General features: G+C 67.0%; 21 protein-coding genes and 1 pseudogene. 14 read left to right on the top strand and 8 right to left on the bottom strand.

Annotated features, from left to right (window positions below):
- Nucleotide 1: 1 nt before the first annotated feature.
- Nucleotides 2-385, bottom strand: a complete 384-nt coding sequence (locus tag ACVWWN_RS23535) for a hypothetical protein (protein ID WP_457146001.1) — start codon at nt 383-385, stop codon at nt 2-4.
- Nucleotides 386-446: 61 nt separating this feature from the next.
- On the opposite strand from ACVWWN_RS23535, the gene ACVWWN_RS23530 reads away from it, so the two are divergent.
- The 4 genes from ACVWWN_RS23530 to ACVWWN_RS23515 all read left to right on the top strand — a co-directional run bounded on the left by ACVWWN_RS23530 (nt 447) and on the right by ACVWWN_RS23515 (nt 4,332).
- Entirely contained in the window at nt 447-1,853 is a 1,407-nt protein-coding gene (locus ACVWWN_RS23530) for an NAD(P)/FAD-dependent oxidoreductase (protein ID WP_457149247.1), read from the top strand.
- Nucleotides 1,854-1,951: 98 nt separating this feature from the next.
- Nucleotides 1,952-2,584 carry a LysM peptidoglycan-binding domain-containing protein gene (locus ACVWWN_RS23525; RefSeq protein ID WP_457146000.1) on the top strand — a complete coding sequence of 211 codons (633 nt, stop codon included), beginning with the start codon at nt 1,952-1,954 and terminating at the stop codon, nt 2,582-2,584.
- A gap of 168 nt (nt 2,585-2,752) precedes the next feature.
- Nucleotides 2,753-3,376, top strand: a complete 624-nt coding sequence (locus ACVWWN_RS23520) for a LysM peptidoglycan-binding domain-containing protein (RefSeq protein WP_457145999.1) — start codon at nt 2,753-2,755, stop codon at nt 3,374-3,376.
- Nucleotides 3,377-3,639: 263 nt separating this feature from the next.
- Nucleotides 3,640-4,332: an Rv1815 family serine proteinase gene (locus tag ACVWWN_RS23515; RefSeq protein WP_457145998.1), complete on the top strand. Its 693-nt coding sequence runs from the start codon at nt 3,640-3,642 to the stop codon at nt 4,330-4,332.
- Here the strand turns inward: ACVWWN_RS23515 and ACVWWN_RS23510 are convergent.
- Complete coding sequence (locus tag ACVWWN_RS23510) at nt 4,329-4,769, bottom strand: nitroreductase/quinone reductase family protein (RefSeq protein ID WP_457145997.1); 441 nt, start codon at nt 4,767-4,769, stop codon at nt 4,329-4,331. The two genes, ACVWWN_RS23515 and ACVWWN_RS23510, sit on opposite strands and share 4 nt — an antisense overlap.
- 111 nt (nt 4,770-4,880) lie before the next feature.
- Here ACVWWN_RS23510 and ACVWWN_RS23505 point away from each other — a divergent pair, with 111 nt between their 5' ends.
- The 6 genes from ACVWWN_RS23505 (at nt 4,881) to ACVWWN_RS23480 (ending at nt 9,814) form a co-directional block, all read left to right on the top strand.
- Nucleotides 4,881-5,561 carry a TetR/AcrR family transcriptional regulator gene (locus ACVWWN_RS23505; RefSeq protein WP_457145996.1) on the top strand — a complete coding sequence of 227 codons (681 nt, stop codon included), beginning with the start codon at nt 4,881-4,883 and terminating at the stop codon, nt 5,559-5,561.
- A gap of 129 nt (nt 5,562-5,690) precedes the next feature.
- Nucleotides 5,691-6,746, top strand: coding sequence for a hypothetical protein (locus ACVWWN_RS23500; protein ID WP_457145995.1), 1,056 nt, complete (start codon nt 5,691-5,693; stop codon nt 6,744-6,746).
- A gap of 52 nt (nt 6,747-6,798) precedes the next feature.
- Complete coding sequence (locus ACVWWN_RS23495; protein WP_457145994.1) at nt 6,799-7,137, top strand: ArsR/SmtB family transcription factor; 339 nt, start codon at nt 6,799-6,801, stop codon at nt 7,135-7,137.
- Nucleotides 7,134-7,778 (top strand): SRPBCC family protein, encoded by a 645-nt coding sequence (locus ACVWWN_RS23490; protein ID WP_457145993.1) that lies wholly within the window; start codon nt 7,134-7,136, stop codon nt 7,776-7,778. The genes ACVWWN_RS23495 and ACVWWN_RS23490 overlap by 4 nt, the downstream gene beginning before the upstream one ends.
- 45 nt (nt 7,779-7,823) lie before the next feature.
- Nucleotides 7,824-8,318, top strand: coding sequence for a VOC family protein (locus ACVWWN_RS23485; RefSeq protein WP_457145992.1), 495 nt, complete (start codon nt 7,824-7,826; stop codon nt 8,316-8,318).
- Nucleotides 8,315-9,814: an FAD-binding protein gene (locus ACVWWN_RS23480; RefSeq protein ID WP_457145991.1), complete on the top strand. Its 1,500-nt coding sequence runs from the start codon at nt 8,315-8,317 to the stop codon at nt 9,812-9,814. The genes ACVWWN_RS23485 and ACVWWN_RS23480 overlap by 4 nt, the downstream gene beginning before the upstream one ends.
- Here ACVWWN_RS23480 and ACVWWN_RS23475 read toward each other — a convergent pair.
- The 5 genes and pseudogenes from ACVWWN_RS23475 to ACVWWN_RS23455 form a co-directional block, all read right to left on the bottom strand.
- Entirely contained in the window at nt 9,811-11,688 is a 1,878-nt protein-coding gene (locus ACVWWN_RS23475; RefSeq protein ID WP_457145990.1) for an ABC transporter ATP-binding protein/permease, read from the bottom strand. The two genes, ACVWWN_RS23480 and ACVWWN_RS23475, sit on opposite strands and share 4 nt — an antisense overlap.
- 36 nt (nt 11,689-11,724) lie before the next feature.
- Entirely contained in the window at nt 11,725-13,641 is a 1,917-nt protein-coding gene (locus ACVWWN_RS23470; RefSeq protein WP_457149246.1) for an ABC transporter ATP-binding protein/permease, read from the bottom strand.
- A 55-nt stretch (nt 13,642-13,696) separates the two neighbouring features.
- Nucleotides 13,697-15,577, bottom strand: coding sequence for an ABC transporter ATP-binding protein/permease (locus ACVWWN_RS23465; protein WP_457145989.1), 1,881 nt, complete (start codon nt 15,575-15,577; stop codon nt 13,697-13,699).
- 85 nt (nt 15,578-15,662) lie between these two features.
- Nucleotides 15,663-15,875: a hypothetical protein gene (locus tag ACVWWN_RS23460; RefSeq protein ID WP_457149489.1), complete on the bottom strand. Its 213-nt coding sequence runs from the start codon at nt 15,873-15,875 to the stop codon at nt 15,663-15,665.
- Between the two features lie 103 nt (nt 15,876-15,978).
- Nucleotides 15,979-16,739 (bottom strand): annotated as a pseudogene (locus tag ACVWWN_RS23455) (FAD-dependent monooxygenase); the annotation flags it as partial.
- Nucleotides 16,740-16,765: 26 nt separating this feature from the next.
- Between ACVWWN_RS23455 and ACVWWN_RS23450 the strand changes: the two are divergent.
- The gene (locus tag ACVWWN_RS23450) at nt 16,766-18,418 is read left to right on the top strand and encodes an acetolactate synthase (RefSeq protein WP_457145988.1); all 1,653 of its coding nucleotides are present in this window, start codon (nt 16,766-16,768) and stop codon (nt 18,416-18,418) included.
- A 161-nt stretch (nt 18,419-18,579) separates the two neighbouring features.
- Nucleotides 18,580-19,428, top strand: coding sequence for a GNAT family N-acetyltransferase (locus ACVWWN_RS23445; protein ID WP_457145987.1), 849 nt, complete (start codon nt 18,580-18,582; stop codon nt 19,426-19,428).
- 152 nt (nt 19,429-19,580) lie between these two features.
- Here the strand turns inward: ACVWWN_RS23445 and ACVWWN_RS23440 are convergent, their stop codons facing one another.
- Nucleotides 19,581-20,180, bottom strand: coding sequence for a PepSY domain-containing protein (locus ACVWWN_RS23440; protein ID WP_457145986.1), 600 nt, complete (start codon nt 20,178-20,180; stop codon nt 19,581-19,583).
- A gap of 227 nt (nt 20,181-20,407) precedes the next feature.
- On the opposite strand from ACVWWN_RS23440, the gene ACVWWN_RS23435 reads away from it, so the two are divergent.
- Both ACVWWN_RS23435 and secA2 read left to right on the top strand, forming a co-directional pair.
- Nucleotides 20,408-20,530: a hypothetical protein gene (locus ACVWWN_RS23435; RefSeq protein WP_457145985.1), complete on the top strand. Its 123-nt coding sequence runs from the start codon at nt 20,408-20,410 to the stop codon at nt 20,528-20,530.
- A gap of 281 nt (nt 20,531-20,811) precedes the next feature.
- Nucleotides 20,812-23,136: an accessory Sec system translocase SecA2 gene (gene secA2, locus ACVWWN_RS23430; RefSeq protein ID WP_457145984.1), complete on the top strand. Its 2,325-nt coding sequence runs from the start codon at nt 20,812-20,814 to the stop codon at nt 23,134-23,136.
- Nucleotide 23,137 lies beyond the last annotated feature (1 nt).

Here is a 23,137-nt window from a genome sequence, read left to right as displayed (position 1 = left end):
TTCAGACGAAGGGGACATGGTGGGGCAGAAGGCCCTCGGGATCGCCGCGGCGGCGCAGTCGGTCCCGCTGCGGATGGGCAGTGACATCGAGGAGGCAGACCGCGACGTCCACCGACGGCGCAGACGGCGCCAGCACCTCGCCCGGGGCGACCGGGTCGCCGGCGAGCAGCAGATGCCGCTGCTGCGCGGCCAGTTCCGCGGCGCGCGCCACCGCCCGTTCGGCCATCCGCTGTCGCCACGCGATGTCGGGATTGGCCGGGACACGGCCGAGATGACGCAGCTCGACCGCCTCGATGCCGTCACCGACGGCTCCTGAGATCCACTCGCGTACGGATGTCTTGCCGGCTCCGCTCGCGCCGGAGAGCAACAGCAGCACGGCTTCCATCCTCACCGTGGGGGCAACCGAATTATCACCGCACCGTCGCCCACAACGTAGTGTCCGAATGGTGCAAACAGTCTTCGATGCCAACGTGGATCCCGCTCTCGTCGAACGTTCGCTTGCGGCAAGCACCTTCGGCTCGATGTGGCTGGATATCCCGCGTCCGGCCTACCCGTCGCTGGCCGGACCCGCCGACTGCGACCTGCTGGTCGTCGGTGCCGGGTACACCGGCCTGTGGGCCGCGCTGCACGCCGCCCATCGCGATCCGGATCAGCGCATCATGCTCGTCGATGCGAACCGGATCGGCTGGGCCGCGTCGGGGCGCAACGGCGGCTTCGTCGACGCCAGCCTGACCCATGGTTCAGAGAACGGAAAGACCCGCTGGCCCAATGAAATCGACGCGCTCGATGCGATGGGCCGGGAGAACCTCGACGGGATGCAGGCCGACATCGAAAATCTGGGCCTGGACACCGAATGGCAGCGCACCGGCATGCTGGCGGTAGCCACCGAACCGCATCAGGTCGACTGGCTCAAGGAATCAGCCGAACAGGGGGAGGGCCGACTGCTCGGCGAGCTGGAGGTGCGCGCCGAGGTCGACTCACCGACCTATCTGGCCGGCCTGTACAGCCCCGACACCTGCGCGATCGTTCATCCCGCCAAGCTGGCTCTCGAACTCGCCCGCGCCTGCGACGAGAGCGGCGTGCGAATCCACGAGCACACGAACGCCAAGGAACTCGACTCCGCGGGTTCGGCGCTGCGCGTGCAGACCGGCGCGGGGACCATCACGTGCGCGCGTGCGGTGCTGGCGACCAACGTCTTTCCGAGCCTGTTGCTGCGCAACCGGCTCTACACCGTGCCCGTGTACGACTATGTGCTGGCCACCGAGCCGCTCTCCGATGCCCAGCTCGGCCGGATCGGCTGGCGCGGCAGGCAGGGAATCGGCGACTCCGCCAACCAGTTTCACTACTACCGGTTGACCATGGACAACCGGATCGTGTGGGGCGGCTATGACGCCGTCTACCACTTCGGCCGCCGGGTCGACCCCGGTTACGAGAACCGCCCGGCCACCTACCGACGGCTGGCGGCACATTTCTACCTCACCTTTCCGCAACTCGACGATGTCCGGTTCAGCCACCGCTGGGCAGGTGCCATCGACACCAACACCCGGTTCTGCGCGCACTGGGGGACGGCCCGCGACGGGCGCGTCGCCTATGTCAACGGGTTCACCGGACTCGGTGTGGGTGCGGCACGGTTTGCCGCCGACGTCTGCCTGGATCTCCTCGGCGGGGAACCGACACCGCGCACCGAGTTGGAAATGGTGCGCAAACGACCACTGCCCTTCCCGCCCGAACCGCTGGCCAGCATGGGTATCCAGGCGACCCGATGGTCGCTTGACCGCGCCGACCACAGCGCCGGCCGCCGCAACGTCCTGCTCCGCACCCTCGACGCGCTCGGGCTTGGCTTCGACTCCTAGGGCGGCTTGCTGCCAGGCAGTTGCCGTGTTCGCTGTAATGCCCTACGCAGCAGCCGGGATCCGTAGGCTCGGCCGAGCTGACATGGAAGGGGAACGACGTGGGAGACAGACTTCTCAAGGGTGAGAAACTCGAGCAGGGCCAATCGCTGACATCACGCAATGGGGCCTACACACTGACGTTGCAGGGCGACGGCAACCTGGTGTTGGACGCACGCGGACAGGCCGTGTGGGCGACGGGCACCGACGGCCAGGATGTGATGCGCGCCGAGGTGCAAACCGACGGCAACTTCGTGCTCTACACCTCCGACAAGCCGGTGTGGCACACCGACACCAAGGGCGCGAAGGACGTCCGGCTGCTTCTGCAGGACGACCGGAACCTCGTGCTGTACGGGTTCGACGGTCCGGCATGGGCCTCGAACACCCAGACCGACGAGGCGCCACCGCCGCCGGCCGCGGCCGAGGCGCCCGGGCCCGAGGTGGTACCGGCGGCCGTCGAGGAAGTCGCGTCCGCGCCGGAGGCCGAAGCGCCCGCGCCCCGAGCGCCCGCCGCACCGCCACCTCCGCCACCTCCGCCCGCCCCACGCACGTACACCGTCGTCTCCGGCGACACGCTGTGGGCCATCTCGGAGCGGTTCTACGGTGACGGGAGCAAGTACCAGGCGATCGCCGACGCCAGCGGAATCTCCAACCCGGACCTGATTCATCCCGGACAGGTGTTGACCATTCCCTAGCTCGGCTCGCTAGTTCGGTGACGGACTTCGTTGCACCGGAACGTAAATGGGTCACCCGCGGTTGGCCAGATGTTTCGATTGGGGCGAGCGGAAGCCGATACATACGGGGCCCCGGTTGAGTAGCGTTGGCAGCGTCGTGATAGTCGCCTTCAGGAAAGGGATGCCGGCATGGGAGACACACTTACCGAGGGTCAGAAGCTCGAGAAAGGCGGATCGCTGACCTCCGACAACGGCGCGTACACGCTGACGTTGCAGGAGGACGGCAACCTGGTGTTGGCCGCACGCGGACAGGCCGTGTGGGCGACGGGCACCGACGGCCAGGATGTGGTGCGCGCCGAGGTGCAGACCGACGGCAACTTCGTGCTCTACACCTCCGACAAGCCGGTGTGGCACACCGACACCAAGGGCAGCAAGGACGTCAAACTCGTGCTGCAGGACGACCGTAACCTGGTGCTGTACGCCTCCGGCGGACCGGCGTGGTCATCCAAGACCGACACGACCGAGGCGCCGCTAGCCGCACCCGAGGCCAAGGCGGAGGCCCCGGCACCCGAGGTGGTGCCCGCCGCCGTCGACGAAACGGCGACCGCGCCCGCCCCCGAACCCGCCGCGCCTGCGCCGCCGCCGCCTCCGCCGCCCGCTCCGAGGACGTACACGGTGGTTTCCGGCGACACGCTGTGGGCCATCTCGGAGCGGTTCTACGGTGACGGCAGCAAGTACCACGTGATCGCCGACGCCAGCGGCGTCTCCAACCCCGACCTGATCCATCCGGGTCAGGTACTGACCATCCCCTGACACCAGAGCGGCGATGGCCCGGGCCGAGATGTCCGGGCCATCACTGTTGGCAGGCACGGCAGGGGTCCGCCGCATGCATGATCAGCGGCCGAAGCGCCGCCTGTGTAACGTCTCCGTGATCTTCTTCGATGAGCAGGTGAACGTGCCGTTGTGGAGTGGTTTCCGTAGCGCCGATGCTCGCGTCGATTTGTTCGCTCGGGCATTGCGGTCCACAACACACCGGTAGCCTGGACCACCTCGACACCGAAGGATCGGAGGCGACAGTGCCCCGACGATGGAAATCGCTAGTCCCGGCTTCCGCGTGTGTGTTCGCCGCATTGGCACTGTCCACGGGGCCGGCCCACGCGGCCAACGGCTCGCTGGTCTATCCGGGGATGGAAGTTCGCCAAGGCACAAACCTCTGCACGGTCGGCTTCGTCGACCTTGGATCGCGCACGGGGTACACCGCCGGCCACTGCCGCGGCGGTGGCACCGTCGGCGACAAGGACGGCAACTACATCGGCACGGAGACGGCCTTCCGCGACAACACTCCCAACGGCGCGACTGTCGACACCAATCACCAGATCGCCGACTGGGAGGCATTCAGCGTGCCGCCGGAGATTCAGGTGAGCAACGTTCTTCCCAGCGGACGGCAATTGATTTCCGATCCGTCGGTGGTGCCGTCACCCGGCCTGCCGGTCTGCCATTTCGGTGTGGTCACGGGGGAGAGTTGCGGGACCGTCGAGGCGGTCAACAACGGCTGGTTCACGATGGCCAACGGCGTCGTGAGCCAGAAGGGCGATTCCGGCGGCCCGGTGTACATGGTGACCGCGGACGGTCGCGCGGCGATCGTCGGCATGTTCAACAGCACCTGGGGTCAGTACCCGGCGGCGGTCTCCTGGCAGGCGGCCAGCCAGCAGGCCGGCGAGGACGTCATCTCCGCGGCATCTGCACCGGCACCGGCGACGACTCCCTAGCGCAGGAGCTCGAAGACCGGGATCGTCGGGGCGACCTTACGGAGTTCGTCGTTGCTCGACTCCGGTGTCAGCCCGCCGACGTGCCCCTTCACCTCCCAGTACCAGCGGTCGAGGTAGCGCTTGAGAAGGTCCGGTTTGTCGTCGTCGGCGACCTCGGCCACGCGTACTTCACGAGACCGCCACCGCGGACCCGTCTGGACACTGCCGGCCGCCCTCGCGTTCCGCGCCCACTGCGTGTTACCGCGCGGGGAGACGACGTAGTCACGGTCGTCGACCGTGAGCAGGTTGACCACCACGCCATGGATCTTGCCGGTCTTGCGGCCCCGCACGCGTAAAGCTCGGGTGCCCGCGACGCTGATCCCGGCCTCGGCCAGCAGGCGGAACAGTTCGTTGACGGCTCGTGCCGCGACGTTCGGGGTGTCATATCGCACGGTCATCGAGGTCCTTTTCGATTCGATCGCTAAATGAGAGCGGTGCTCTCTATTCAGGTTCGCACGCCCGGCCCAATAAATCAAGAGCGGTGATCTCGTTTGTGTCACACTGGGCGTATGGGCAAGCGCCAGGACACCCGCGACCGCATCGAGGGGCAGATCATCGAACTCGGCCGCCGGCATCTGATCACCGAAGGCGCCGCCGGGCTGTCACTGCGCGCGATCGCCCGCGACATGGGCATGGTGTCGTCCGCGTTGTACCGCTACGTCGCCAGCCGCGACGACCTTCTGACCCTGTTGCTGGTCGACGCGTACTCCGCGCTCGGCGACGAGGTCGACCGGGCGCGCGACGAAACGGCGGGACCGTGGCGCGATCAACTGCTCGCGATGGCGCGCGCTGTCCGCGGATGGGCGGTCGAAAAACCCGCCAGTTGGGCGCTGCTGTACGGCAGTCCGGTGCCCGGGTACCAGGCGCCGCGGGACAGGACCATCGGCCCAGGCACCCGCGTGGTCGCGGCCGTGTTCGACGCGATCGCCACGGGCATTTCCACCGGCGATATTCCGCAGACGAATATCCCTGTGGCGCAACCATTGTCGTCTGATTTCGACCGGCTTCGCGAGGAGTTCGACTTCTCCGGCGACGACGCCGCGGTGGCGAAGTGCTTTCTGCTGTGGGCGGGACTGGTTGGCGCGATCAGCCTCGAGGTGTTCGGTCAGTACGGTGCCGACACGTTGAGCGAGCCCGCAGCGGTGTTCGACAGCCAGGTCGGGCTACTCATCGAGGCACTCACCGCCTGAGCGACGCACCGAGAACTACCCTGGAGCTCCGAGGCATCGATGAACCTGGCAGAGCTGCTGGTCTCGATCGTGGCCGCCGGCCCCGGTCGCGCATTTCCCTGGAACCTCGAGCGCTGAACGGCCGGCATTGTGGAATACCGCATCGATCCCGACGACCGCGCGAGATTCAAACGCTGCCGGAGACAGTGGGACTTCGCCTCGCCGAATCGCAGGGACCTCGAACCCGTACCCACGCGCGACGACGGGTTGCGCGCCGCCGCCAAGGATGCGCTCGCCGTGTACTACTACCCCGGCACCTGGGACTGGCAGCACGAGCTCAAGCAGTCCTTGGTGCGCAAATCACTCGAGCGCTCACTGGCCGACCGCGACGCGCTCCACACGGCCATTACGCTGCTCGACTGCTACGACGCGTGGGCGACCCTCGTCGACGACTTCGCTCCCCTCAAGATCGATCACGACGTGCGCGCCCTGGTTACCGATCCCCGCGACCCGGAACGGGGACTGATGAGTGCCAACGGGTCCGGCGTCAGCTACGAATGCCGGGTCGACCTGCTGGCGGTGGACGCGGCCGACGAGTACTGGGTCGTGCGCCACCTGCTCGTCGAGGACTGGCAGGACCCGCGGGCACTGCTGCGTGATGAAGCCACGATCGCGGCGTGCTGGGCGTGGGAGCAGGACTACATCGGCATGGAGATCACAGGCACCATGCACAACGAGGTGCGCATCGGCAGGGAGGCGGAACGTCCGCCGCCCGCCGCGTCGCCCACAGGTGCCCGGGTCGCCCAGCACGAACCCAGCGGCGGCGGACGGTCAATCCCGCAGCACCGGCGAGCGTCGGCGCGGGCGGCTGACGGCGTCGCCGCGAACAGGGTGGAAGTGCAAACGGCGGGGGTTCTGCGGCGCACCCGCGTCCGGCGTACCAGGGCGGAGATCGACGCGGCCGCCGGATTGATCGCGGCCGAGGCGCTCGACATGACAACCGGACCCGCCGTGTACCCGAACCCCGCCGCGCACTGTTCGGACTGCGCATTCACCCGACCGTGCCTGGCCCTCTTCGCGGGAGCGGATCCGGAACCGTTGTTGGCGGCGGATTTTCGCACGCGGCCCGAGATGGTCGAACCCGCGCCCAGGCTCGGTCAGCAGACCTGGGGATTCGGCAGGGGAGCTGCACCGCCCCGAGGCTGAGGCCGCGTATTAAAGATTTGACTTATATAAGTGTGGAGTTTAATTTGAGTTGGTGCACGCCTTCGACGTCCTCGGGGATCCGGTACGGCGTCGCATCATCGAATTGCTCGCCGGCGGCGAGATGTCGGCTGGCGAAATCGGCGCCACCATCCAGGGCGAGTTCGGGATCAGCCAGCCGGCGGTGTCCCAGCACCTCAAGGTGCTGCGGGACAATGGCTTCGCGTCGGTGCGACCGGCCGGTCAACGGCGGCTCTACGCGGTGGACACCAGCGCGTTGCGCGATGTCGACGCGTGGCTCGACGGCTTCCGCCGATTCTGGACGCCACATCTGGATGCACTGGCCACCGAAGTGGCGCGCGGCAAGCGTCAACGACGAAGAGAGGCAACGTGATCGAGATCGACGTTGATCATCAGATCCGGGCGGTACGGCGCAACGTCGGGACCCGCACGGCCGAGACGGGGGAGGCGCACGTCGTGACGGTCACCCAGTCCTACGACACGGACCCCGCCGACCTCTGGGATGCGGTCACGAATATCGAGCGCATCCCACGGTGGTTCCTGCCGATCTCGGGTGATCTGGAGGTGGGCGGTTCCTACCAGTTGGAGGGCCAGGCCAACGGAACGATCCTCACGTGTGACCCGCCGGAGAACTTCACCGCGACTTGGGAATACGGCGGCAACGTCAGCTGGATCGACGTCAGCATCACCGGCGACGGCCCCGACCGGTCCCGTTTGGTCCTTGAACACACCATCGGCGCCGACGACGAGATCTGGGGCGAGTTCGGGCCGGGGGCCGTCGGCATCGGCTGGGATTCCATGGTGCTCGGGCTCGCCATCCACCTGGCGACCGGCGAGAGCATCGACCCGTCGTTCGGGCCGCAGTGGACGGGCACCGCGGAAGGACGTCGCTTTCTCACGCTGTCGGGGGAGGGCTGGCACAGGGCGAACGTCACCAGCGGCGAGGATCCCTCGCGGGCGCGAGCCTTGACCGACCGGTGCATACATGCATATCTCGGCGACGAGCTGAACTAGAACACGTTCTAGCCATGGGCCCGGAGCGGGGATATCCTCATGGCGATGGCCGACCAGACACCTGTCCAGATCGCCTGGGTGGCGCGCCGCCTCGACGCCACCGAAAGGGCGCTGACCACGCTTTTAGGTGCCAAGAAGTGGGTGCGCATTCCCGGGGTGTATCTCGCACCGGAGACTTGCACCTTCCGCGGGCGGCCCGCGGACTTCGTCGCCGACATCTCGTTCAGCTATGCCGGCGAGATGCAGCTCGAGCTGATAGCGCCCGTCTCGGGGGAGAGCATCTACTCCGAATTCCTCGAACGCAACGGACCGGGGCTTCACCACATCTGTATCGAGGTCGGCGACGTCGACGCGTTCGACTCCGCGCTGCGGAACGCCGAGAGCCAGGGGTCCACCGTGGTGCAGCAGGGCGCCATGCCCGGCGGCATGCGGTTCGGCTATCTGTCCGCCGAGCACGCCGGGGTGCCCTACATCGAGATTGCCCACATCTCGCCCGGAATCCGGGCGTTCTTCGACTACGTGAAACAGGAGCAGCAGTGAGCACGGAGATTCCCGAGACGGTCGACGCCGCGGACGTGACCAGCTGGTCCGACGAGGTCGACGTCCTGGTGATCGGCTTTGGCATCGCAGGCGGATGTGCAGCCGTCAGCGCGGCCGCGGCAGGCGCCCGGGTGCTCGTGCTCGAACGTGCCGCCGCGGCGGGCGGTACCACCTCGATGGCGGGCGGGCATTTCTACCTCGGTGGCGGCACCGCCGTCCAGGAGGCGACCGGTCACGCCGACAGCGCCGCGGAAATGTACAAGTATCTGGTGGCAGTGTCGCGTGAACCCGAACACGACAAGATCCGCGCATACTGCGAAGGCAGCGTCGAGCACTTCAACTGGCTGGAGGACTTGGGTTTTCAATTCGAGCGCAGCTTCTACCCGGGAAAGATCGTCGTCCCGCCGGGCACCGAGGGCCTGTCGTATACGGGCAACGAGAAAGTGTGGCCGTTCACCGAGCAGGCGACACCCGCGCCTCGGGGCCACTCCGTACCGGTCCCCGGCGAGTTGGGCGGCGCCGCGATGGTCATCGACCTGCTCGTCAAGCGGGCCGACGAGTTGGGTGTCGAGGTCCGGTACGAGACCGCCGCAACCAACCTGATCATCTCGAGCGGCAGCCGCGACGATCGCGTGGTCGGCGTGAACTGGAAGCACTTCACCGACACCGGCGCAGTCAAGGCCTCAGCCGTCATCGTCGCCGCGGGCGGGTTCGCGATGAACCCCGAGATGGTCGCGGAACACACACCCGCGCTGGGTCAGAAGCGACGCACCAAGCACCACGGCGAAGTGGAGCCCTACATTCTCGGCAATCCCAACGACGACGGCTTCGGCATCCGAATGGGCGTCTCAGCGGGCGGCGTGACCCGCAATCTCGACCAGATGTTCATCACGGCGGCGGCCTATCCGCCTGAGATCCTGCTCACCGGCGTCATCGTCAACAACCAGGGTCAGCGGTTCGTGGCCGAGGACTCCTACCACTCGCGCACATCGGCCTTCGTGCTGGAGCAGCCCGACCAGGCCGCATACCTGATCGTCGACGAGGCGCACACGGAGATGCCCGCGATGCCGCTGATCCGGTTCATCGATGGCTGGGAAACCGTCGAAGAGATGGAACGCGCGCTCGGCATTCCCGACGGCAAGCTGGCGGCCACCCTTGACCGCTACAACGAGAATGCCGCTCGCGGCGAGGATCCCGACTTTCACAAGCAGCCGGAATACCTTGCCGCACAAGACAGCGGCCCGTGGGCGGCATTCGACATGTCGCTGGGTCGGGCGATGTACTCCGGGTTCACGATGGGCGGATTGGCGGTGACGCTCGACGGCGAGGTGCGGCGCGAGGACGGCTCGACGGTTCCCGGGCTGTACGCCGCGGGCGCGTGTGCGTCCAACATCGCCCAGGACGGCAAGGGGTATTCGAGCGGTACCCAACTCGGCGAAGGCTCGTTTTTCGGTCGGCGCGCCGGCAGGCATGCGGCACAGGCCAGGCGGCCTTAGACGGCCGCGAGCCGCCAGGCCCCGCCGCCGAGCAACTCGAGCCGACGATCATGGTGCTGTTCGAGCGAGGGGCGATGACTGACGCTGACCACGATGCAGTCCGGCAGCCGGGTGCGCAACGCCCGGTACAGCGCGAACTCCTGCCCCTCGTCGAGTGCGGAGGTCGATTCGTCGAGGAAGACCGCCTTCGGCTTGTTCAGCAGTACTCGGGCGAAAGCGACGCGCTGCTGCTCGCCGGGCGACAGGATCTTGGCCCAGTCGGCCATCTCGTCGAGGCGTTCACCGAGGTGCCCGAGCGACACGGTGTCGAGCGCGGAGCCGATCTCGCCATCGGAGTGGACGCCTTCCTCTGCGGGATAGGAGATCACCGCGCGCAGGTCGCCCAGCGGCACGTACGGAAGTTGGGACAGGAACAAGGTGACGTCCTGCGGGCGGCGCAGCGTGCCCGAGGTGAACGGCCACAGCTGTGCCAGGCTGCGCAGCAGCGTGGTCTTGCCGGTGCCGGAGCCGCCGGTGATCACCAACGACTCACCCGGGCCGAGACGCACGTCGAGCGGGTCGAGGAGCCGCGCCCCGGCCGGCGTCCGCACCTCGACGTCGTCGAGCTGAAGCGAACCGTCGGTGCTCGGCAGGGCGGTCAATGACGGTAGATCCCTTGCCGTTTCGTTGGCGGTGATCAGCCCGTCGAGGCGGATGATCGAAGCCCGCCAGCTGGCGAACGCGTCGTAGACGGAACGGAAGAACGACAGGGATCCTTGCAGCTGGACGAACGCGCTCGAGGACTGGGTGACATCGCCGAATGAGATTTGACCGTCGAACATCCGGGGCGCCTGAATGACCGTCGGCAGCGGATCGACGATCTGGTTCATCGACCTGTTCCAGCCGATGAATGCGACGCCCCAGCGGACGAAGGCCCGGTAGTTGGTGATGACTGCTGCGAACCTTGTCATCAGCTGCCTGCGTTCGGCGCGTTCGCCTCGATAGAGGCCGATGGCCTCGCCGGCATCGCGGAGTCGAATCAGGGCGTAGCGGAACGCTGCATTGGTGGCCTCGTTGCGGAAGGACAGCCGGATCAGTGGGTGACCGATCCAGAACGCCACGACCGTCGTGAACAACACGTACAGGAGTGCCATCCAGAACAGCGCCTTCGGCACGGTCACCCCGAAGACTGTCAGCGGTCCCGCCAGACCCCACAGAATCGGGGTGAACGAGATCACGTTGACGATGGCAAAGACCGTGCCGAACGCCAACGTCTGGGCGGTCCCGACGTCGGGTGTGTTGGTCTCTGGGCGGCCGGTGCCGGTGGTGAAGACGTCGATGTCCTGCTGGATGCGCTGGTCCGGATTGTCGATCGGGTCGTCGACGAACCGGCCGCGGTAATACGCGTCGCCGGTCAGCCAGTCGGCGGTGAGTCGGTGAGTCAGCCACACCCGCCAGCGGATGATGAACCGCTGCATCAGGTACGTGTCGAGCACCGTGCGAACGATGTCGACGATGATCAGACCGGCGAGGATCAGCATTGACGCCCAAAAGCCGCTAATGGCAGTGTCTTTCGCGGATCCTTCGTCATCGAAAGCGGCCTGCAGTGCCGAGAACTGGTCGTTGGACTGGTAACTGAACAGCACGCCGAGCCGCACATCGACCATCACCGAGAGCAGAAGCACGCCCAGCAGTGTCCACGCCGGAATGCTCTGGCGGCCCTTGAAATAGTCACCGGTGATGCGCCAGAACTGCCTGCCCCACCCGGTGGAGCGGGCTAGCACGGCCAGCACCACCACCATGCCGACGGCGGCGATCGCCCACGCCCGCCCCACCCATAGGATCGACGTGACGAGCTCGGTGCCCCAGTCGAGTGAGGGCGTGAACGTCTCCATGCCGGGAAGCTACCCCGGACCTGCGCGCCGGCGCGGCTAGACGGTGACCGGGTCCTCCTCCACGCGTCCCAGTCGCCACTCGCCGTTGCCGAGGAGTTCGAGTTGGTGCGTGTGATGCTGCTCGACCGTCGAGCGGTGGCTGACGCTGACCAGGATGGTGTCCGGCAACTCGGTGCGCACGAGTTGGTAGCAGGTGTATTCCAGGCCTTCGTCCAACGCGGAGGAGGCCTCGTCGAGGAACACCACCTTCGGCTTGGTCAGCAGGATGCGCGCGAACGCGATCCGCTGCTGTTCACCGGGGGAGAGTACCTTGGCCCAATCCTGGACCTCGTCGAGGCGGTCGCCCAGGTGCGGAAGCGCCACCTTCGACAGCACCCGGCGCAGCGCCGAGTCATCCAGTGTGCCCACCTGGTTCGGGTACGAGACGACGGTGCGGAAGTCGCCCAGCGGCACGTAGGGCATCTGCGACAGGAACATCGTCTCGTTCGGGCCGCAGGGTCGGGTCAGCGTGCCCGAGGTGAACGGCCACAACTCACCGAGGCTGCGCAACAGCGTCGTCTTGCCGCTGCCGGACGGGCCGGTGATCACCAAGGTGTCGCCGATCTCCAGGCGCATGTCGAGAGGCTTGATGAGCTGGCGCCCGTCGGGTGTGCGGACCTCGACGTTCTCGAGCTCGACGGTGCCGTCGACACACGCCGCGGTCGTCACTTCGGGCAGCGCCCTGGCCTCTTCGTTGGCGATGACCAGACCGTGAAGACGGATGATCGCGGCGCGGTAGCCGGCGAACTGGTCGTAGGCGTTACGGAAGAAGGACAGACCGTCCTGGATGCTGCCGAACGCCGATGCGGACTGGCTCATGTCGCCGAGGGTGATCTCGCCGTTGTAGAACCGCCGGAACTGCAGCACATACGGCGCCACGACGATGATCTGGCTCATCGACAGGTTCCAGCCGTAGAACCCCATCATCCGGTTGATGTACCGCTTGTAGTTGCCGACGACGGGGGCGAAGAGCCGCCGCAGCCCCGACCGCTCCGCCACCTCACCCCGGTAGAACGCGACCGCCTCGGCCGCGTCCCGCAGCCGCACCAGCGCGTAGCGGAACGCCGCGTTGAACTTTTCGTTGTTGAACGACAGCCAGATGATCGGCTTCCCGATCCAGAACGCGATGACGCTGGCGAAGAGCACGTAGACCAGGCCGATCCAGAACAGCGCCCGGGGAAGGTCGACACCGATGATCGGCACGGTGAGGGTGCCCGACAGATTCCACAGGATCGCGGTGAACGAGATCATCGACGTGATCGAGGACACCGCACCGAACAGCAGCGTGGCTGCCGAGGTGTTGTTGGGCGTGTTGGGCAGCGGCCCGACACCGGCGGTGAAGATGTCGATGTCGAATTGGATGCGCTGATCCGGGTTGTCGATCGTGTCGTCGATGAAGCGCGACCGGTAGTAGGCCTTGCCGTCCAGCCAGTCACCGGTGAGCCGGTCGGTCAGCCAGGCTCGCCATCTGAGCATGAACCGCTGCATCAGGAAAAGGTCAAGCATGACGCGGCCGACGTGGATCGCAGCGAGGACGCAGAAGATCAGCATCGAGGTCCAGAAGCCGTGCGCTCCGGAGCTTTTGACAGCTTCGTCGCCGCCGTTGCCGATGCCGGCCGCCACGACCTGGAAGCTGGTCATCATGTCGTTGCCCTGGAAGCTGAGCAGCACGTCGATGCGTACGCCCGCGATCACCGACAGCAACAGCACCGCCAGCCAGACCCAGACCTTGACGCTTTCCGGGCCGGTGAAGTAGGCGCCGGTGATCCGCCAATACTGCCTACCCCAGGTGGTGTACCGGGCGATCAGCACCAAGATCAGCATGGTGGCAATGGCCGCGATCGCCCATCCCTTGGCGATCCACACCAGCGATGTCAGCAGCTCATCGCCCCAGTCGAGGGTGGGGTGGAACATTTCGTCCATCCCGGCAAGGTACCCCGACAACCTGCTGTGAGCCTCGCGGACTACCTCAACCCGACGTGATCAAGCGGTCGAGCCGCCATTCACCACCGCCGACAAGCTCCAGTTGACGGGTGTGGAACTGCTCGACAGTGGCGCGGTGACTCACGCTGACCAGAATGGTGGCCGGGAGCGCTGCCCGGATCAGCTCGTAGAGCATCAGTTCCAGACCTTCGTCCATCGCCGACGTCGATTCGTCGAGGAACACCGCACGCGGCCGGCTGAGCAGAATGCGGGCGAAGGCGATGCGCTGCTGTTCGCCGACCGACAGCGTCTTGCCCCAATCCCGGACATCGTTGAGCCTGATCGCGAGGTGCGACAGGGCGACCTTGACCAGGGCCTGCTGGATTTGCGTATCGCCGAGCGCACCCGCTTCGTGGGGATAGGACACCACGGCACGCAGATCGCCGAGCGGAATGTAGGGCAGCTGCGGCACGAACATCACCTCATGCCGACCGGACGGCACACGGATGCTGCCCGACACGAAGGGCCACAGCCCCGCGAGGCTCTGCAACAGGACGGTCTTGCCGATACCCGACGGACCACTGATCAACAGCGTGTCGCCCGCCTCGAGCCGCACATCGAGGGCGCGCACCAGGATGTCGCCGCCGGGAGTGCGGACTTCGACGCCGTCGACCTCGAGGCTGCCGTCCGCAGCGCCGGCCATCGTGATCGCAGTGAACCTACCGGCGCGGGAGTTCTCGTCGATCAGTCCGTCGAGCCGGATGATGGCCGCCCGGTAGCTCGCGAACGCGTCGTAGGAGTTGCGGAAGAACGACAGCGAATCATGGATATGGCCGAAGGCGGTGCCGGACTGCATGACATCGCCGAGTGAGATCTGCTGGGCGAAGAGTCGTTGCGCCTGAACGATGAACGGCAATGGGTTGATCGCCTGGCTCATGGACAGGTTCCAACCGGTGAACAGCATCGTGCGATTCAGCCAGTGGCCGTAATTGTCCATCACCGCCGAGAGCCGGCCGGTCAGCTGTTTGCGCTCGGCGTCCTCGCCGCGGTAGAGCCCTACGGCGGCGCCGGCATCGCGCAACCGCACCAACGCGTAGCGGAAGCCCGCGTTGAGGAGTTCGTTCAGGAAGCTCAATCGGATCAGCGGGCGTCCGATCCAGAATGCGATGACGGTGGCGGCGAGTACGTAGACGATGACGATCCAGAACAGGGCCCTGGGCACCGTGATACCGCCCAATGACAGTGGCCCGGAAAGGTTCCAGAGGATCGCACCGAACGCGAACACCGACAGCACGGACTCGACCGCGCCGAACAGCAGTGTGTAGCTCGAGTTGTAGGCGGGGTTGTTGGGCTCGGCGCCCCTGCCGGTGGTGAAGATGTCGATGTCGAGCTGGATGCGTTGGTCCGGGTTGTCGATCGGATGCCTCGAGAACTGGTTGCGGAAGTAGGCGTAGTCGGTGAGCCAATCACCGATCAGGCGACGGCTCAACCAGGTTCGCCATCGCATGATGAATCGCTGCATGACATACAGGTCGACGAGCAAGCGCGCGACGTAGCAGCAGGCCAGGACCCCGAACACCAGCATCGTCGCCCAGAAAGCGGATTCTCCTGTCCCGCCCTGGAAGGCGACTTGAAGCGACGTGAACAGGTCGTTGGCGTAGTAACTCAGCAACACGGCGATCCGAACGGAGGTGACCGTCGACAACAGCAGCACCGCGAACATCGCCCACACCGGCATGCTCTGCCTACCGGTGAAATAGTCGCCGGTGATGCGCCAGAACTGGCGTCCCCATTCGGTTGTCCGCGCGATCACGACGAGCACCACCAGCAAGGCGAACGCGGTGATGACGAACGTCTCGAGCACCCAGAGAACCGAGTTAGGAAACTCGTTGCTCCAGTCGATCGACGGCCTGAACGTCGTGTCCATCCGGCGGCACCTCCCCAGGGCGTGGGCCACCCTGCGGCGAAGTTACCGCAGCGTGAAGGTGCCGGCGGGGATGTCCTCGTCGCGCTTAGCCGAATGTTGCGCGCAGGTGCGCGACCAACGCGTCGGCGTCGATGCCCGCGGAGGCGACGCCCAGATAGCCGTCGGGCCGCACGATGTATGCCGACGAACGTGCGGCCGAATACGTCTGGGCCAACTCGCCGTCGCGGTTCCGGATCAGAGGCAGCACGCTGTGCTCGGGCCCTCCCACCAGCGAGTACAGCCGCAGCGGGCCGGTCACCGCGGCCCGGGTGAGGCCGGTGGCGTCGGGTGCCGATGCCCTCCCTGGCGCTGCGCACGGCGTCGTAGCTGTCGAGCAGGTCGGGTGCTGGCGTGGTCGTGGAGCGTGAGCGCAGCTTCCAGGCCAGGTTGTGGGCGCCCTGGATACCGGTGTTCATGCCCTGCGCCCCGGTCGGCGGGTGGATGTGGGCGGCGTCACCGGCGATGAACACCCGCCCCCGGCCGTAGGCGTCGACGATCCGGTGGCTGATCCGGAACACCGATGACCAGCGCAGATTTCCGGCGGTGGTGGGTGCGGGGGCCAGGCGGTCCACCTCGACATCGCCGAGCACGTACTGCTCCTCGAAGGTCAGGCCGAGCCCCTTGCGGACGGTGCTGTGCGCGCCGTCGGCACCGATCAGGTAGTTCGCCCGGATCGTCTGCTCGCCGTCGGGACCCGACGGGGTCGCGGTGACGCCGTCACCGTCCTGGTCGAACCCGCCAGCCGCACACCGCGTTCCACCCGCCCTCCGTGCATCGCCAGTTCCTCGCGGAGGATGCGTTCGGTTTCGTACTGAGGGATGGCGATGAGGCCGAACGGCACGTCGGCGGGCGCGGGAACTCCATCACCGCGACCTGCCCGCCGTTGACATAGACGAGTTGGCCGAGCATCTGTATGGACGCGTCGAGGATTCATCGCAGCACGCCCATGCCCTCGAAACACCTCGAGCGTTCGTGGTTGTACGCCAACGGGTTTCGCGTACCGCGGTGGTTGGAGCAGCGGATCGACGATCCGGCAGGCAACGCCTCGGCGAGCCAGCTCTATCGCGGCGGTCAACCCGATGGGCCCGGCACCCGCGATGAGTGCCTGGGTCTGTGCGGGCATCGCTACCTCCTGGTTATGCTGCGGCGATGAGCACCGATGCTCCGATTGGTAGCACAGTCACCGCCGGACATCTCGTTGCCCGCAGGCTGAAGGCCGCCGGTGTCGACACGATCTTCACCTTGTCCGGCGGCCATCTCTTCTCGATCTACGACGGGTGCCGGGCCGAGAACATCCGGCTGATCGACACCCGGCACGAGCAGACGGCGGCGTTCGCCGCCGAGGGATGGTCGAAGGTGACCCGGGTGCCCGGGGTCGCCGCCTTGACGGCCGGACCCGGGGTCACCAACGGCATGAGTGCGATGGCCGCTGCGCAGCAGAATCAGTCACCGCTGGTGGTGCTGGGCGGCCGGGCGCCCGCGCTGCGCTGGGGTCAGGGATCGCTGCAGGAGATCGATCACCTGCCGTTCGTCGCGCCGCTCGCGCTGTTCGCCGCGACGGCACAGTCGGCCGGCGCGGTGAGCGGTCTTGTCGACGAGGCGCTCAGGGCGGCGGCCGGGGCGACGGGAGGGCCGACGGGCGTGGCCTTCGTCGACTTCCCGATGGATCATGTGTTCAGCAAGGCGCCCGACACCGGCGGACCCGGTGCCCTGACGGACCGGCAGGAACCGGCGCAGGCCGACGGCAACGCGCTCGACGCCGCCACCGCGCTGCTTGCCGGGGCCAGGCGACCGGTGATCATGGCCGGCACCAACGTGTGGTGGGGTCGTGGCGAATCCGCTCTGCTCGGACTGGCCGAGGCGCTGCGTATCCCGGTCCTGATGAACGGGATGGCACGTGGCACCGTGCCGGCCGATCACGAGCTGGCGTTCTCGCGGGCCCGGTCAAAAGCGCTGGAGCAGGCCGATGTCGCGCTCGTGGTCGGAGTGCCGATGGATTTCCGGCTCGGCTTCGGCGGCGTGTTCGGCGCACAGACCAAACTGATCACCGCCGATCGCGTGGCGCCTGACAGACCGCATCCGCGCGAGGTCGCCGCGGGCCTGTACGGCGACCTGACGGCCACCCTGTCGGCGCTCGCCGGAGCCGCGACGTCCGAGCACGAGGACTGGATCGGTGAGCTGCGGGCGGTGGAGAACGTGGGCCGGGCCGCCGAGGCGGCCGAACTCGCCGATGACCGGACTCCGCTGCACCCGATGCGGCTGTACGCCGAGCTGGCCGGTCTGCTGGACCGCGACGCGATCGTCGTCATCGACGCCGGCGACTTCGGCTCGTATGCCGGGCGGGTCATCGACAGCTACGTGCCCGGCGCATGGCTGGACAGCGGGCCGTTCGGCTGCCTGGGTTCGGGGCCCGGCTACGCACTGGCCGCCAAGCTGGCCCGGCCGGACCGGCAGGTCGTGCTGTTGCAGGGCGACGGCGCGTTCGGGTTCTCCGGAATGGAGTGGGACACGTTGGTGCGTCACGGCGTTCAGGTGGTGTCGGTGATCGGCAACAACGGGATCTGGGCGCTCGAAAAGCACCCCATGGAGCTCCTGTACGGCTACTCGGTGGTCGCCGACCTGCGACCGGGCACCCGTTACGACCAGGTGGTCGCTGCGCTCGGCGGGCACGGCGAGCTGGTGTCGACGCCATCGGAGCTCCGGCCCGCCCTCGATCGCGCCTTCTGCTCCGGCCTGCCCGCGGTGGTCAATGCACTGACCGATCCCGCGGTGGTCTATCCCCGCCGCTCCAACCTGGCCTGACACCGGGGTCCCCGTCACCCTCCCTCGCTCCCTCCCTCCCTGCCGCGAGCGAGCGTGTCTGGGGCCGACACGCCGGGATTTCGCCACAAAAGCGCACGCTCGTCGGCGGCTCCGCTCGAAATTCGGTGGACGCGTTGAATGCTCGTCTCCATTCTGGGGTGGTGGAAGCACGACTACATCACTCGCTCGACGAATTTCGCGCGGTCGCCTGGCCGCTGTATCGCCGCGACGCCGTCGTCAACACCATCGAGCTGACCCTGCTGCTCCGGGACACCTGGCCGGATGACTCGCTTCTGCTCACCGTGTGGGATGGCGCCGAGCCCGTCGGTGCGGCGATTCAAACTCCGCCATACCCGTTGTTGTGCAATGGAATACCCGTTGACGCCCATCACCTGGTGGCGACACACCTGGCGGGCATTCGTCCGGATCTGTGCGGAGTGCGTGGTCGCCTCGACTCTGCCCTCGGCTTCGCCGAGGCGTGGCGCTCGGTCACCGGCGGGACCGGCACCATGGCGACCAATGAACGGCTCTATCGTCTCGGGACGTTGCGCCCACCGCTGCGCGTATCGGGCGGCGCGGCCCGCGAGGCCACCGGCGTCGACCGCAGCGTGCTGGTCGACTGGGTGGAGTGCTTTTTCGTCGAGACGCTCGGCCATAAACGCGACGAACCGGCCGGCGAGGCATTCGTCGACACCGCCGGCGCGGTCGGCGACGGGTTCATCCTGTGGGTCGTGGACGGCGTCCCCGTCAGCATGGCGATGCTGCGCGCCCCCGCAGCAGACGTCTCGCGGATCGGCCCGGTGTTCACGCCGCGCGATCGCCGTGGGCGCGGTTACGGTTCGGCGGTGACCGCGGCGGCGGTCGAATCAGCGCACCGCACCGGTGTCCAGGACGTCGTGCTCTTCGCCGACCTGGCGAACCCGACCTCGAACGGCGTGTATCAGCGCATCGGATTCGACGCGGTCTGCGATTCGGTGCGAATCGAGTTCGCTGCACCGTCGTCCGACTGAGCGCCCCGTCGCCGACGGCCGACCAGCCTCCGGTAGAGCCACGTGCTCAGTCCGGTGACAAGGAGCATCAGCGGCGCGAGACCCAGGATGAACCACAGGACCCGCCAGTAGGGCCGACCGCGTGCCCGTAGTGCAGTGCGGGTTGCGCCCATTCATCGGCGATCGCATTCGACACCGTTTGTGACGGACCGAGGAACACGCGCACATTGGCGAGGGAGCGCATCGACACCGACCGAGCGGTTGCCGCGGCAGACCGCGTTGTGCGCCCACAGGTCGGGACCGCCGTCGATGAGGTCGATCGAATAGAAGCCGTCCTCACTCTCGGGCAGCCCCACCCACGTCGCACTCGCACCGGGAAATCGCCGTTCCGCCACGGTGAACGCCTCGTCGAGGCCCACCGGCGGTCCCGATGCTCCGACGGCTCCATCGTGTAGTTGTCCTCCGGAGGCGCCTCGCCACCTGTCGCCGAAACCGGGTATCTCGAAGTTCAGCCCGGTCAAGCCCCAGATCAGCAGAGGCACCACGGCGACGATGCCGATGACATTGTGCAGGTCGAGATCCCGGGCGTAGCGCCCACGACGCCAGCGCAGCCGAAAGGCGTTGCGCCACTTTCGCAGACCCGGCCCCCAGATGAAAGGCGCGCCGACCGCCAGGAACACCAGCGCCAGGGCCGCTACGGCGAGAAGTGCTGCACCCCAGGTGATTTCGCTGAATAGCGGGCTCCGGCCAGCGGTGAAGGCGCCGCCAGCCACGGTACGTAGCCCGCGAATTCCTCACAGGTCAGTGCGCAGTCGTGCAGATTCTCCAGAAATCCGACGACACCGCCGTAGAGGTTGTTCTGCCCGTTGACCGCGCCGGATCCCGCATCGACAAAATTAGGTCGAACCATCGCCGTCGGCCGACGTGACCAGATAGACACCGTCCTTGAGTGATACGTCGCCAGCGCTGAACCCCCAGGTCGACAGCGGCGACGGCGTCCATGGCCGCACCGAACCCCACGGGTGCGCCGTCCACGGTGGTGTCCAGGGTGGTGTGGAACAACTCGGCGTTCGACGCGCGGGGCATCTCGGGCTCGCAGACGATCAGTGCGCCGCTGGGCTGACCACCACTAGCAGCAGACCCAGCGTCAGCGCGATCCAGCGGTGCATGAGGACCAGTGCGCGTCGGGGCCTGCGCGGCACCTGCGCCGGCGGGCGGCGTGTGTCGTTCGGCATGTCAGCGGCGAAAGGCGAATCGTCGGGCACCGGGCGAGACGTTAGATTAGCTACCCTTATGATGCGGCCCCGCAACGGCGTGAGCGCGCGTGAACTTCCCCCACGAACGGCGTGTCGTTCCTCTGACACGCACGTTCGCGCACAAGAAACCACCGCGTACCGTAATTGTGTGGCCAAGACGAAAACCCGCGCCTCAGGTCGCGTCGGTAACCGGTTCTGGAAATTGCTCGGCGCCAGCACCGACAAGGATCAGAATCGCTCCACAACACAAGTGGACGCCGCGTCGGAGTTCGACGAGAAGGCGAAAGGGCTCGACGACGAGCGGCTGCGCAAGGCTGCCGAACTGCTGAATCTCGAGGATCTCGCCGACTCCGCCGATGTCCCGCAGTTCCTGGCGATCGCCCGGGAGGCCTCCGAACGGGCCACCGCATTGCGGCCGTTCGACGTCCAGTTGCAAGGTGCACTGCGCATGCTGGCCGGCGATGTCGTCGAGATGGCCACCGGTGAGGGCAAGACGCTGTCGGGCGCGATCGCCGCCGCGGGCTATGCGCTCGGCGGCCGCAACGTGCACGTCATCACCATCAACGACTACCTGGCCCGGCGCGACGCGGAATGGATGGGCCCGTTGCTGGAGGCGCTGGGGCTCACGGTCGGCTGGATCACCGCGGATTCCACCGCCGAGGAGCGTCGCGACGCGTACAAGTGCGACGTCACCTACGCCTCGGTCAACGAGATCGGGTTCGACGTACTCCGCGACCAGCTGGTCACCGATGTGGCCGACCTGGTGTCACCGAACCCGGACGTGGCGCTGATCGACGAGGCCGATTCGGTGCTCGTGGATGAGGCGCTGGTCCCGCTGGTGCTGGCCGGCACCTCACACCGGGAGACTCCGCGGGTCGAGATCATCCGGATGGTCGGCGAGCTGACCGCGGGCGAGGACTTCGACACCGACGAGGACAGCCGCAACGTGCACCTCACCGAAGCCGGGGCGCAGAAGATCGAGGCCAGGCTCGGCGGAATCGACCTCTACTCCGAGGAGCACGTCGGCACCACCCTGACCGAGATCAACGTGGCGCTGCACGCACACGTGCTGCTGCACCGGGACGTGCACTACATCGTGCGGGACGACGCCGTGCACCTGATCAACTCCTCGCGCGGCCGCATCGCTCAACTGCAGCGCTGGCCCGACGGCCTGCAGGCCGCGGTCGAGGCCAAGGAGGGCATCGAAACCACCGAGACCGGCGAGGTACTCGACACCATCACCGTGCAGGCGTTGATCAACAGGTATCCGACGGTATGCGGGATGACCGGCACCGCGCTGGCCGCAGGCGAGCAGCTGCGGCAGTTCTACAAACTCGGCGTCTCGCCGATTCCACCGAATACTCCCAATATTCGCGAAGACGAGCCCGACCGGGTGTACATCACCGTCGCCGCCAAAAACGACGCGGTGGTCGAGCACATCGCCGCGGTGCACCAGACCCGGCAGCCCGTCCTCGTCGGCACGCGCGACGTCGCGGAGTCCGAGGAACTGCACGAGCGGCTGGTCAAGGCCGGCATCCCGGCCGTGGTCCTCAACGCCAAGAACGACGCCGAAGAGGCGGCGGTCATCGCCGAAGCCGGCACACTCGGGAAGGTGACGGTGTCCACCCAGATGGCCGGCCGCGGGACCGACATCCGGCTCGGCGGGTCCGATGAGGCCGACCACGATGAGGTGGCCGAGCTCGGCGGACTGCACGTCATCGGCACCGGAAGGCACAACACCCAGCGGCTCGACAACCAGCTGCGTGGCCGCGCGGGGCGCCAGGGTGACCCGGGTTCGTCGGTGTTCTTCTCCAGCTGGGAAGACGACGTGGTGGTGTCGCACCTCGAACCCAACAAGTTGCCACTGCAGACCGAGGAGGGCGGCCGCATCGCGAGCCCCAAGGCGGCCAGCCTGCTCGACCACGCCCAGCGGGTCGCCGAGGGACGCCTGCTCGACGTGCACGCCAATACGTGGCGTTACAACCAGCTGACCGCCCAGCAGCGCGCCATCCTCGTCGAACGCCGAGACACCCTGCTGCGCACACCTACCGCGCGCGAAGAGCTCGAGGAGCTGTCGCCGAAGCGCTACGAGGAAGTGCTCGACGAACTCGGTGAGGAGAAGCTGGAGAAGATCTGCCGGCTGATCATGCTGTATCACCTCGACCGCGGCTGGGCCGATCACCTGGCCTATCTCGCCGACATCCGCGAGAGCATCCATCTGCGCGCACTCGGCAGGCAGAATCCGCTGGACGAGTTCCACCGGATGGCCGTCGATGCGTTCGCGTCGCTGGCCGCCGACGCCATCGAGGCCGCGCAGCAGACGTTCGAGACCGCTCCCTCGATCGAGGAGGAGCCCGGCGTCGACCTGTCCAAACTCGCCCGGCCGACATCGACGTGGACGTACATGGTGCACGACAACCCGCTGGCGGACGACACCATGTCGGCCCTGAGTCTGCCTGGGGTTTTCCGCTAGG

The organism is Mycobacterium sp. URHB0021, assembly GCF_054057895.1.
Note: the sequence above shows the minus strand (reverse complement) of the source record. Positions and strands in the feature narration are given on the sequence as shown.